This is a genomic window from Herbiconiux sp. VKM Ac-1786 (genome assembly GCF_015350805.1).
Classification (GTDB): Bacteria; Actinomycetota; Actinomycetes; order Actinomycetales; family Microbacteriaceae; genus Herbiconiux.
In genome coordinates this window covers 280971-292998 of sequence record NZ_JADKSG010000002.1, presented here as the reverse complement: position 1 = coordinate 292998, position 12028 = coordinate 280971, and the positions used below count along the sequence as shown (strand labels likewise).

The following is a 12028-nucleotide window of genomic DNA, read 5'->3' as shown; positions in this document are numbered from 1 at the left end:
GCCGTAGGGTGTGGCTGTGCAGGAGCAGACGCGCGCCGCAGCCGAGCGGGCAGCAGCGGTGCACGCCGCCGCCGAGCGGGCAGCAGCCGTGCACGCCGCCGCCGAGCGGGCTCAGCGCACGCTCGACCGCACCTTCACGCTCGGCCTGCTCCCCGGCGCCGCCCTGAACGTCGCCCCGCCGAGCCTCCGCCGCCTCCCGCAGCTGCTCCCCCTCAACCACTGGTGGCTCTCCCACCTGATCGACGCCCGCCTCGACGCCTTCCACCGCACCGGCGACGAGCACCGCCTGCGCCAGGCCGAGAGCGTGCTGCGCCTGCTGAGGGTCCGCAACCGCGGCCTCGCCAACGACTACTTCGACGACATGGGCTGGCTGACCCTCGCCCTGATCGGCCTCTTCGACGCCACCGCCGACCCGCGGCACCTCCGCGACGCCGAGGCGCTCTGGCAGCGCATCCGCACCCGTGGCTGGAACGACCGAGAGGGCCCGAGCGTCGCCTGGCGCGAACAGCAGCCCGCCTACAAGAACGCACCCAGCAACGGCACCTTCGCCCTCGCCTCGGCCCGACTGCACGCCCGCACCGGTGAGCCGCGCTATCGCGACGCCGCCGACGAGACCGTCGGCTGGCTCGAGCAGCGCCTCGTCGCCGCCGACGGCACCGTGCTCGACGGCGTCAATCGCGAGGGCGACCACCGCGTCGACGCCGAGTGGGTCTTCAGCTACAACCAGGGCGTGGTCGCCGCGGCGATCCTCGAGCGGGCCTGGGTTCCGGATGCTCCCGCCGCCGCAGCCCGGATCGCCCGCGCCGCGCTCCCCCACCTGGCCCCGCACGGTCTCGTCGAGGGCGAGACGGCCCGCGCCGACCACGCCGGCGGAGGCGACGCCGGCCTCTTCAAGGGCATTCACATCCGCTACCTGGCCGAGGTGGCTGCCGCGCTGCCTGCCGGGCCAGACCGAGAGGCTCTCACACTCTTCATCGCCGGGTCGACGGATGCCCTGATCCGCACCCAATCGGCAGCAAGAACCGGCCGCGTGGGCGACGACTGGAGCCGCCCGGCCCCACCGGCGACGTTCCTCTCCACCCAGCTCGCGGCCACCCTCGCGCTCGAGGCGCGCTGGCGCCTGGATCGGATGACTCGAGCCCCGGCCTAGCCCCGCTCAACGACGTGCACCTCGAGCCCAGGCCACACGCCATCGGGCGCCGCGACGTCCACCGTCACCGTGCGCGCGAGGTCCACTCCCGGTGGCCCGACGAGCGGCCGGATGCCCGCCACCTCGTCCACTGCGACGACGAACCGCTGCCACCCCTCCCGAACCGGCTCAGCACCCGCACCGCCACCCGGAAACGCCGGATCGGCGATCGACGCCCCCACCCGCACCGCCCCGACGGAACTCACCGCGACCGCCGTCAGCTCCACCGTCCGGCTGATGGCCGAGGCCGCATCGGCCGTAGCGCCCACCAGAGCCAGAGCCTCCGCCCGGAACTCCTCCCCGAGAGTCCCCCGGAGCGTGCGCCCGACCAGGACGAGGTGCACCGCATCCCCGCCGCTCATGCCCGCGGGACGATCAGCCGACGACGAGGCGCGGCTCGTGCCGCACCGGGAAGTTCACCGAGTTGGCGATGAAGCACGCCTCGCCCGCCTCGTGATGCAGGGTCGCGAACAGCTCGTCGTCGAGCGGCGCCGAGACGGTGACGACGGGGTGCAGCGTGACGGAGGTGAACCGGCCCCCGTCGCCCTGCTGCTCCATGGTGCCCCGGGCGGCATCCGTGTAGTCGGTGACGACCACCCCGTGCTTCACCGCGACGTGGAGGAAGGAGAGCATGTGGCACTCGGCGAGGGCGGCGAGCAGCAGCTCCTCGGGGTTCCAGCGGTCGGCGTCGCCGTGGAAGGTGCGGTCGGCCGAGGTCTCGAGCTCGTGCTTGCCGGCGGCCGTGACGACGCTCTGCCGGCCGTACTCGCGGTAGCCCCTCGTGCCGGTGCCGCGATTGCCAAGCCAGGCGACATCGACGCTGTAGTGATGCTCACGATTCACCCGGCCATGCTAGCGCGGGGCCACAGGAAGGCTGGCCTAAACTCGGAGGACTATGACTGACATCCTCGACACCCCCGTCGCCACCCCCGTCTACACGGTCCCCCAGGAGCGGAAGATCGTCACCGCCGTTCCCGGCCCGAAGTCGGAGGAGCTGCACCGGCGACGCCTGGAGGTCGTGCCGCCCGGTGTGTCGAGCGCGCTGCCGGTGTACATCGCGAAGGCGAACGGCGCCATCCTGGTCGACGTCGACGGCAACCAGTTCATCGACCTCGGCGCCGGCATCGGCGTCACCACGATCGGCCACACCGAGGCCTCGGTCGTCGCGGCCGCCGCGGCCCAGCTGCAGGACGTGACGCACACGCTGTTCACCATCACGCCCTACGAGGAGTACGTGCGGGTCGCCGAGCTGCTCGCCCAGCACACCCCCGGCGACTTCGCCAAGCGCACCGTGCTCGTGAACTCGGGCGCGGAGGCCGTCGAGAACGGCGTCAAGATCGCCCGCAAGCACACCGGCCGCAACGGCGTCGCGGTGCTCGAGCACGCCTACCACGGCCGCACCAACCTCACGATGGCCATGAACTACAAGGCCTCGCCCTACGCCACCGGCTTCGGGCCCTTCGCCGGCGACGTCTACCGTGCGCCGAACTCCTACCCCTACCACGACGGCCTCTCGGGCGCCGAGGCGGCGGCCCGCACCATCGCCTACCTCGAGAAGACGGTGGGCGCCGCCGACCTGGCCTGCCTCGTGGTCGAGCCGATCCAGGGCGAGGGCGGCTTCGTCGTGCCGGCCGAGGGCTACCTCACCGCGCTCCAGGAGTGGTGCACCGCCGAGGGCATCGTCTTCATCGCCGACGAGATCCAGTCGGGCATGGCCCGCACGGGTGAGTACTTCGCGAGCACCCACTTCGGCCTCGTGCCCGACATGGTGCTCTCGGCCAAGGGCATCGCGGGCGGCCTGCCGCTCGCCGGCGTCACCGGCCGCGCCGAGATCATGGACTCCGCCCAGCCCGGCGGCCTCGGCGGCACCTTCGGCGGCAACCCCGTCGCAGCGGCCGCCGCGGTGGCCGTGTTCGAGTCGATCGAGTCGAACGACCTGCTCGCCGAGGCGGCCCGCATCGAGACCGCTCTGGTCGGCGGCCTCACGTCGCTGCAGAAGAAGTACGACATCATCGGCGAGATCCGCGGCATCGGCGCGATGATCGCGATCGAGCTCGTGCAGCCCGGCACCGCCGAGACCACGAAGGCCCCCAACACGGATGCCGTCAATGCGATCGTGTCTTACGCGACCCAGCGGGGCGTGCTCGTGCTTACGGCCGGCACCTACGGCAACGTGCTGCGCTTCCTGCCGTCGCTCGCCACGAGCGACGCGCTGATCGCCGACGCGCTGTCGGTCATCGACGAGGCGTTCGCGCAGCTGTGAGCGGGCAGCACGCGCGGGTCGAGCCGGTGAGCGAGGGCGGGTCGCGCGGGGACGGCATGCCCGGCACCGCCGGCCTCGCCGAGTCGGTCGAGCTCGCCGTGCTCGAGCGCAACGGCTTCGTCGAGTCGCGCCACATCGGCTCAGCCGTCGTGCTCGACGCCGCCGGCGAGGTGGCGATCGCGGTCGGCTCCCCCGAGCTGCCCGTCTACCCGCGCTCGTGCATGAAGCCGTTCCAGGCCCTCGCCGTGCTCGAGTCGGGCGTCGAGCTCGACCCGGTGCAGACGGTGCTCGCCACGGCGAGCCACGCGGCCACCCCCGAGCACGTGCGCGTGGTCGACTCCATCCTCGAGAAGGCCGGACTCGACGCCGACGACCTCGGCTGCCCGCCCGACTGGCCCGGCGACTCCGCCGCCCGCGACGGCGTCATCCGAGCGCACGGGCATCAGGAGCGCATCCTGATGAACTGCTCGGGCAAGCACGCCGCCATGCTGCTCGCCTGCGTGCAGAACGGGTGGGACACGGCGAGCTACCTCGACCCCGCGCACCCACTGCAGCAGCGCATCCTCGCCGTGGTCGAGCGCGAGACCGGCGCTCCCGTCGCGCACTCGGGGGTCGACGGATGCGGTGCTCCCGTGCACGCGATGTCCCTGGTCGCCCTGGCCCGCGGCATCGGCCGTCTGCGCCGGGCCACCGAGGGTCCGGCGAAGCAGCTCACCGAGAGCATCCTCGCGAACGGGTGGGCGATCGATGGGCCGGGACGGGCGAACACCGTCGTCATCGACCGCCTCGGCGTGGTGGCGAAGCTCGGCGCCGAGGGCGTCATGGTGATGGCGACGCCGGATGGCGCATCCGTCGCCCTGAAGATGCTCGACGGCTCTCTGCGCGCGGCCACGGTCGTGGCGCTCGAGCTGCTCGCCCGGCACGGTTCGATCACCCGCGAGCAGGTCGCCGAGCTGACGCCCGAGCTCGGCCTCGCGGTCTACGGCGGCGCGAACCCCGTCGGCACCATCCGCGTCTCCCCCACGCTGTAAACGGCCCACCCTGTAGCGGGCGTGCCCTGTGACGGGGTCTCAGCCCATCTGCCGCGCGAGCCGCTTCGCCCTAGCCGCCCGCGAGACCTGCGTCACCACCACGATCACGATCGCCAGCAGGAACACCGCCGACGCGATCACGTTCACCTGCGCCGGGATGCCGCGAGCGGCCGCGATGTAGATGAACTTCGGGAAAGTGTCGACCGCGCCCGAGTTGAAGTTCGTGATGATGAAGTCGTCGAACGAGAGCGCGAACGACAGCAGCGCCGCCGCCGCGATGCCGGGGATCAGCAGCGGGAACGTGATGCGCCAGAACACCTGCCCGGGCGAGCCGTAGAGGTCGCGCCCCGCCTCCTCGAGCGCCGGGTCGAGCGACGCCACGCGCGCCTTCACCGTCACCACCACGAAGCTGATGCAGAACATGGTGTGGGCCAGGATGATCGTGCCGAGCCCCTTCTCGGCGCCCACCGTCAGGAACTGCGCGGCGAGGCCGGCGCCCAGCACCACCTCGGGGGTCGCCATCGGCAGGAACAGCAGCAGGCTGATCGCCGACCGCGCCTTGAACCGGTAGCGCACCAGCGCGATCGCGATCAGGGTGCCGAGCGCGGTGGCGAGCACCGTCGCGACGACGCCCACGAGGATGCTGTTGCCGAACGCCTCGCAGAGCCCCTGCGTGTTGCAGACCGTGAGCCACTTGTCGAGCGTGAAGCCCTGCCACGCGATGTTGAGCTTGCCCGAGTCGTTGAACGAGAACACGAAGGTGTACGCGATCGGGATGAGCAGGAAGACGAGGGCGATGATCGTGTAGATCCAGAGCCCGAGGCCCTTCGTGCGGCGGTTCATACGAGGTCCTCCGTTCCGGAGCGGCGCACGTAGACGCCGACGATCACCAGGATGACCGCCATCAGCACGATCGACAGCGCCGCGGCCGCGGGGTAGTTCTGCAGCACCAGGAAGTTCGCCTCGATCGCGTTGCCGACCATCGCCGTCGACGAGGAGCCGAGGAAGTCGCGACTCGCGTTGATGTAGTCACCGGCCGCCGGGATGAAGGTCAGCAGCGTGCCCGACACGATCCCGGGCATCGACAGCGGGATGGTGACCTTGCGGAAGACCGTGAACGGGCTCGCGTAGAGGTCGGCGCCCGCCTCGATGTACCGGAGGTCGAGCCGTTCGAGCGTCGCGTAGAGCGGCAGCGTCATGAACGGGATGAAGTTGTAGGTCAGACCGAAGATCACCGAGAAGGTGGTGCCGGTGAGGTGCCCGTCCGACGGGAGGATCGCGACCGCCTTCAGCGCCTGGACGATCGGCCCCTCATCCGACATGATCTGCTTCCAGGCCAGCGTGCGCAGCAGGAAGCTGATGAAGAACGGCGCGATCACGAGCGTCAGCAGCAGGCTCTGCAGGAGCGGCCAGCGCCGGGCCTTCACCCCGATCACGTAGGCGATCGGGTAGCTGATCACGAGCGCGAGCACGGTCGCGACGAGCGCGTAGCCGAACGCGCGCAGGATGAGCGGCCAGTACTCCCCCACCGAGTCGCTGTAGTTCTGCCAGTTGAAACCGGCCTGGTACTCCCCGATGTCGCCGTCGAGAACGGGCTGCTGGAACGAGGTGAGCACCAGCGAGATCAGCGGCGTGAGGAAGAAGAGAACGAGGTACAGGATGCCCGGCAGCAGCAGCACGAGCGCGATGAAGCTGCGCTTCCTCGGCGCCTGCTCGACGGCCGGGGTCGACGCGAACGCGGTGAAGGCCATGCCCGCGCCCTACGCCTGCTCGAGCTCTTCTTCGAGCGCGATGCGGCGCTGGATGGCGATCGACTCCGTGGAGTCGTCCGCCACGAAGCGCGGCACCGTGCCCGGCTCGTCGTCGAGCCCGAAGCCGTGCTCGACGTTCCACGACAGCCACACCTCGGCGCCCACGTTCACGACCGGCCCGAAGACCATGTTCTGAGCGAACACGACGAGCTCGCCGACGTGCGGCACCTCGACGAGGTACTGGGTGCTGACGCCCGAGAACGACACGTCGGTGACCCGGCCCGGGCCGAGCACGTTGCGCCCGGTCTCGGCGGCCGGCGCCGTGGTGAGCAGCGTGACCTTCTCGGGCCGCACGCCGATCGCGACCTCGCCCGCGTGACGACGGCTCCGGATGCGCGGCACCACGATCGGCACCCCGGCCACGTCGACCGTGATGTGGTCGGGCCCGCTCGCGACGACGTCGCCCGTGAACAGGTTCGACTGCCCGAGGAAGTTGGCGACGAACGCCGTGCGGGGCAGCTCGTAGAGCTCCTCGGGGGCGCCGAGCTGCTCGATGCGGCCCTTGTTCATCACCGCGACGGTGTCGGCCATGGTCATGGCCTCCTCCTGGTCGTGGGTGACATGCAGGAACGTGAGCCCGACCTCGGTCTGGATGGTCTTCAGCTCGAGCTGCATCTGGCGCCGGAGCTTCAGGTCGAGCGCCCCGAGCGGCTCGTCGAGCAGCAGCAGGGCCGGGCGGTTGACGATGGCGCGGGCCAGTGCGACGCGCTGCTGCTGGCCGCCCGAGAGCTGCGCGGGACGGCGGGACGCGAGGTGGTCGAGCTCGACCAGCTTCAGCGCCTCGTGCGCCTTCGCGACCGCGTCGCCGATCTTGCGGCGCTTCAGCCCGAAGGCGACGTTCTCGAGGATCGTCATGTGCGGGAACAGCGCGTACGACTGGAACACCGTGTTGACCGGCCGCTGGTAGGGCTTCGTCTCGGTGACGTCCTTGCCGCCGATCAGGATCTTGCCCTCCGTGGGCTCCTCGAGCCCGGCCACCAGCCGGAGCGTCGTCGTCTTGCCGCAGCCGGAGGGGCCGAGCAGGGCGAAGAACGAGCCCGCCGGGATCGTCAGATCCAGGTCTTCGATGGCGGTGAAACCGGGGAACCGCTTGGTGATGCCGGTCAGCTGGAGGTCGGCGCCGCTCTCGGCGAAGGATGCGATGGCCATCAGCTGCCCAGCAGCACCTTCTGGAACTGGGCCTGGTAGTCGTTCTCCTCCTGCGGGGTGAGGGTGCGGAACACGTGCACCGTGCTCAGCGTGTCCTCGTCGGGGAAGATCAGCTGGTTCGCCGCGAGCTCGGGGTCGATGGCGTCCATCGCCTCCTTCGCTCCGTTGACGGGCGTCACGTAGTTGACCCAGGCGGCGAGCTCGGCCGCGACCTCGGGCTCGTAGTAGTAGTTCATGACGGCCTCGGCGTTGGCCTTGTGGGTCGCACCCATCGGCACGACGAAGGTGTCGTTCCAGAGCGTGCCCCCCGCATCCGGAATAGCGAACTCCCACTTGTCGCCCGCCTGCGCGTTCAGCGAGGTGATGTCGCCCGACCAGCAGATGGCCGCGTAGGTGTCTTCGGACTGCAGGTCGTTGAGGTAGGCGTTGCCCTTGATGTTGCGGATCTGGCCGTTCTCGACCTGCTCGGTGAACGCATCCATCGCGTTGGCGAACTCGTCGTCGCCCCACTCTCCGGTGATGTCGGTGCCCTGGTTCAGCATGATCAGGCCCATGGTGTCGCGCATCTCGCTGAGCACGCCGACGCGGCCCTTGAGGTCGGCGGCCCAGAGGTCGTCGACCGACTTCAGGCCGTTCGGCACCTTCTCCTTGTTCCAGCAGATGCCGGCGAAGCCGCCCTGCCAGGGGAGCGAGAGGTTGCGGCCCTTGTCGAAGTCGGGGTTCGCGAAGCTGTCGCTGAGGTTGGCGATGTTCGGGATGTTCGCGTGGTCGAGCTCCTGGAGGTAGCCGTTGCGGACGAGCCGGGCGACCATCCAGTCGGTGAGGCAGACCGTGTCGGCGCCGATGGCCTGACCGAGCGCGAGCTGGTCCTTGACCTTGGCGTAGTAGCTGTTGTTGTCGTCGACGGCCACGTTGTAGGTGACGGTGATGCCCGACTCGTTCTGGAAGCCCATCAGGGTGGGGTAGTCGCCGGCGTCGTCCTCGTCCATGTAGGCGGGCCAGTTGTCCCAGGTGAGGGTCTTCTCGGTGGCGCTGACGTCTTTCGCGGGGGTCAGCTCCTTCTTCTCCGAGGGTGCGCAGGCGGCCAGCGCGAGCGCCGTGGCACCGACGCCGGTGGCGCCGAGGAAGCCACGTCGCGTGAGCTGAAGGGCCCGGGCACGCTGCAGCGCCTGGGAGTGCTTGATCGCCTGCAGGATCTGGGGGTCTCGCGGAGTGCGCACGGTCATCATCCTCCCTGAAATAAGTGACTCGATACTGGCACACGGGCGCTGCGGAGGGTTAGCGAGAACGACGAAAAACACGCCTCGGAAACATACTCGTTACGAAATCAGTGTCCGAAGCGGGGTTCGACCGCTCTTTCCGCAGGTGGAGCGGCGTCGCGGGGTCGCGGTCAGCGCACGTCGAACCACTCGTCACCGATGCCGACCCGGCTGCCGCGGGGCACGGGGGTGGGAACGCCCGGCTCCAGCTCGGCGCTGCGCGCGCGGCCGGCGGGGTCGCCCGGGGCCGCCTCGGGGTCGGGCGGGGTGACGACGCGGGTGCCGTTGGAGGAGCGGCGGTCGGTGATGACGAGGGTGTCGCCGGTCACGTCGAACGCGAGGTGCGTCTTCGAGACGCTGCGCTGCGGGTCGATCAGCTGCACGCGGTAGTCGACGTGCTCGCCGTCGGCGGGCTGGGGGTTGCGGCCGACGAGGCCCGGGCCGTGCACGTGGATGCTCTCGCCGGTGCTGAAGACGAGGGTGAACGGGGTGGGCGCCGGCGGTTCGGGTGTTGCCCGGGGGGCGGGCTGCTGCTGAGGCTGCGGCGTTGCTCGGGAGGCGGGCTGCTCGCGGGCAGGTCGCTCGGGGGCCGGCGGCGGGGTCGCGGCGCGGGCGGCGGCTTCGGCCGCGAGGGCCTCGAGGAGGGCGCGGCGGTCGTGCCGGGCGGTGTCGCCGAGAGTGGGGCGCGGGGCGATCGCCGAGGTTCCGCACTCTCCGCACAGCACGGCGCCCGCGCTCAGGGTCGTGCCGCAGGTTCTGCACTTCACCGCTCGGTCCGCCTGTTCATCTCCTTGCCATGATAGGTGCGGAGCGACCGCAGCGAGAGCCGGGCCCGCAGGCGCGCGAGCCCGCCCTCCCGGGCGAGGAGGTGTCGGCGTTCGGCATCCGATGCGGCCCAGAGGGCGTCGAGCTCGGCCGCCGTGGGCTCGCCGGGGCCGTACAGCGCGGCGTCGACGCGCTCGGCGAGCAGCAGGCCGCCCTCGGAGTCGAGGGCCACCGCGGCCTCCCGCCGAGTCGCCCGGGGCGGCGGCGGCTCGCCCCGGTCACGGGCGGTGTCGACGAGCTCGGCCCAGCTGCCGGCGGCCCGCGCTCGGGCGCTGCCGGTGCTCCGCCGGCGTCCGCGCCGTCGCGCCTTCAGCGCCAGCACCGTCAGGAACGGCGCCAGCAGCACCGCGAGCACCGCCAGGCCGAGGCCCGCGCCGAGGACGATCGCGAGCAGCGGGCCGGCGTCCTCCGTGCGCGGGTCGGGCTCGTCGTCGCTCTGCTGCGCGGGAGTACCGCTGGCGTCGTCGTCGAGCCCCTCGGAGGCCGGCGGCAGCACCTCGGGGGGCTGCACCGAGGTGGGGGTGTCCTCGAGCGCGCTCGGCGGGACGGGGCGGAGCTCGGGCGTGGGATCGATCGCGACCCAGCCGGCGCCGGCGGTGTAGACCTCGATCCAGGCGGTCGCGTCGCGCCCCCGGACGACGATGCCGACGTCGGCTGCGTCGTCGGCGGGAGCCGGCGCGGTGGCTGCGGGCGTCGACGCGGTGTCGGCGGCGTCCGACGGCACCACGAAGCCGACGGCGACGCGGGACGGGAAGCCCGCGGCCCGCGCGAGCAGGGCGGCAGCCGCGGCGTACTGCTCCGCGTCGCCGAGCATGGGGGACGCGGTGAGGAGCTCCTGGAGGCGGTCGGCCCCGTGTCCGGATCGGCTGAAACCCTCGTCGCCCGGCGCTCCCGACCGGTAGCCGCTGTGCAGTCCCGCCACGATGCCGGCGAGGCGCTCGCCCGGCGGCCGCGAGTCGGGGGCCCACTCCGCGAGTCGCTCGGACAGCGCATCCGGAGCCGTCGCCGCGGGAGTCGCCGCCGCGCCCGGCTCGAGCTCGGCGAGCGAGTCGGCGTCGGCGAACGGCGCGGAGGCCGCGCCCGTCACCGTGTACCCGTCACCCGCGCGCAGGCCCGCGAGATCGGCGACCGTCGCCAGCCGAGTGCTCGCGAACAGCGCGTTCTGCAGCGCGGCCCCGTCGGGACCGCTGAACTCGACACTTGACGCACTGTCGGGCAGCGGCACCCACACCCCCGAGTACCCCTCGACCGCGACCGACACGTCGCCGCCGGCGGCCCCTGCCCCTGCCCCTGCGCTCGTGCCGTCGTCGAGAGCACCGTCGCCGGTCGCACCGAGGCGGCCGGTCACCCGCTGGAACCGGTCGACGGGCCCGGCGGACGCAGCCCACACGGCCGGGGTGTCGGTTCCGGCGGCCGTGAAGACGACACCGTCGTAGGCGTCGAGGCGGGCGAGGGCGAGGCGGGATCCGGGCTCGGCGCCGGTCACGGTGAGCAGGGTCGCGTCGGCCGCGGGATCCTTCAGGAGCGCGCGCAGCCCGGACAGCGGACTGGCGTAGTCGCGGGCGTCGAACGACGGCTCGACCGCCTCCCGGGCGACCATCCGGTCGGGGGCCGGAAGCGCCCCCACCGCGAGCACGGCCACCACCGCGGCCCCCGCGACGAGCGCCACCGCGACCCCCCGCGACCGAGCTCCCCCGGCCCCCGAGCTCACTTCCGGCGAACGGCCAATCGACGCGGGCCCGTCCGACGCGGGCCCGTGCGACGCCGGCCCGTCCGACGCCGTCGCGCCTGACCTCCGCCGCGGCCCCACCGCGCCGGAGCCCGGAAGCGGCCACGACTTGTCGGAGCCAGACCCCGACACCTCCCCACCCGAGCCAGACCCCAACGCCGACCCACCCGAGCCGGAACCGGGCGACACGCGGAGCGATTCCGGGCGGGGCCTGACGAGGACGAGCCAGAGCAGTGACGCGGCCGCGAAAGCCCCGCCCACGAGACCCGGCGCGAATCCGCGGGCGGAGCCGAGCGCGATGCCCGCGACCAGCACCGCCGTCGGCAGCAGCAGCGCGGCCGCCGGGCGGGAGGTGCGGGTGGCGATCGTGGTGCCGACGACCGCCGCCGCGAGGGTGAGCGAGAACACCGGGACGAGCAGCGCCTGGTAGTCGCCGACGGGCAGCTCGATCGTGACGAGCTGGTGCCAGCCGGTGGCCGTGGTGACGATCAGGTCGAGGAGGCCCTCGCCAGACGGCAGCACTCCGCCGAGCGCCTTGCCGGGCACCGCGAACGGCACTCCGAGCACGAGCCACGCGACGACGGTCGCGCCGAGCACGACCGGCCCGCTCCACCTGAACGCCGCACCGAGCGCACCGATCGCCACCCCCGCCACGATCGCGACACCCGCCGCCAGCACGAACGACAGAGACTCGTGCACCGGCCACCAGGCCGCCGCGGCGACCGCGAGCAGCAGCGCCATCCCGGCTGCGCGGCTCCGGATGCTCCGGGCG

General features: G+C 72.0%; 11 protein-coding genes. 3 read left to right on the top strand and 8 right to left on the bottom strand.

What is annotated here, in order from left to right; genetic code table 11:
- Positions 1 to 16 precede the first annotated feature (16 nt).
- Entirely contained in the window at positions 17 to 1150 is a 1134-nt protein-coding gene (locus ITJ64_RS12380; protein WP_194681100.1) for a glycoside hydrolase family 76 protein, read from the top strand.
- On the opposite strand, the gene ITJ64_RS12375 is transcribed toward ITJ64_RS12380, so the two are convergent.
- Complete coding sequence (locus ITJ64_RS12375) at positions 1147 to 1551, bottom strand: hypothetical protein (protein ID WP_194681099.1); 405 nt, start codon at positions 1549 to 1551, stop codon at positions 1147 to 1149. The genes ITJ64_RS12380 and ITJ64_RS12375 overlap by 4 nt on opposite strands.
- A gap of 13 nt (positions 1552 to 1564) precedes the next feature.
- Positions 1565 to 2032: an OsmC family protein gene (locus tag ITJ64_RS12370; protein WP_194681098.1), complete on the bottom strand. Its 468-nt coding sequence runs from the start codon at positions 2030 to 2032 to the stop codon at positions 1565 to 1567.
- Between the two features lie 52 nt (positions 2033 to 2084).
- Between ITJ64_RS12370 and gabT the strand changes: the two genes are divergently transcribed.
- Positions 2085 to 3452, top strand: a complete 1368-nt coding sequence (gene gabT, locus ITJ64_RS12365) for a 4-aminobutyrate--2-oxoglutarate transaminase (protein ID WP_194681097.1) — start codon at positions 2085 to 2087, stop codon at positions 3450 to 3452.
- Positions 3453 to 3508: 56 nt separating this feature from the next.
- Entirely contained in the window at positions 3509 to 4483 is a 975-nt protein-coding gene (locus tag ITJ64_RS12360) for an asparaginase (protein WP_194682133.1), read from the top strand.
- A gap of 39 nt (positions 4484 to 4522) precedes the next feature.
- Here ITJ64_RS12360 and ITJ64_RS12355 read toward each other — a convergent pair whose 3' ends face one another.
- The 6 genes from ITJ64_RS12355 to ITJ64_RS12330 form a co-directional block, all read right to left on the bottom strand.
- Positions 4523 to 5326, bottom strand: a complete 804-nt coding sequence (locus tag ITJ64_RS12355) for an ABC transporter permease (RefSeq protein WP_194681096.1) — start codon at positions 5324 to 5326, stop codon at positions 4523 to 4525.
- Complete coding sequence (locus tag ITJ64_RS12350) at positions 5323 to 6234, bottom strand: ABC transporter permease (protein WP_194681095.1); 912 nt, start codon at positions 6232 to 6234, stop codon at positions 5323 to 5325. Before ITJ64_RS12350 ends, ITJ64_RS12355 begins: the two co-directional genes overlap by 4 nt.
- 9 nt (positions 6235 to 6243) lie before the next feature.
- Positions 6244 to 7443 (bottom strand): ABC transporter ATP-binding protein, encoded by a 1200-nt coding sequence (locus ITJ64_RS12345; protein ID WP_194681094.1) that lies wholly within the window; start codon positions 7441 to 7443, stop codon positions 6244 to 6246.
- Positions 7443 to 8669: a PotD/PotF family extracellular solute-binding protein gene (locus tag ITJ64_RS12340; protein ID WP_228508817.1), complete on the bottom strand. Its 1227-nt coding sequence runs from the start codon at positions 8667 to 8669 to the stop codon at positions 7443 to 7445. The genes ITJ64_RS12345 and ITJ64_RS12340 overlap by 1 nt, the downstream gene beginning before the upstream one ends.
- Before the next feature lie 164 nt (positions 8670 to 8833).
- Positions 8834 to 9469, bottom strand: coding sequence for an FHA domain-containing protein (locus ITJ64_RS12335; RefSeq protein ID WP_194681092.1), 636 nt, complete (start codon positions 9467 to 9469; stop codon positions 8834 to 8836).
- Positions 9466 to 11997: a transglutaminase domain-containing protein gene (locus ITJ64_RS12330; RefSeq protein ID WP_194681091.1), complete on the bottom strand. Its 2532-nt coding sequence runs from the start codon at positions 11995 to 11997 to the stop codon at positions 9466 to 9468. Before ITJ64_RS12330 ends, ITJ64_RS12335 begins: the two co-directional genes overlap by 4 nt.
- Positions 11998 to 12028: the final 31 nt, after the last annotated feature.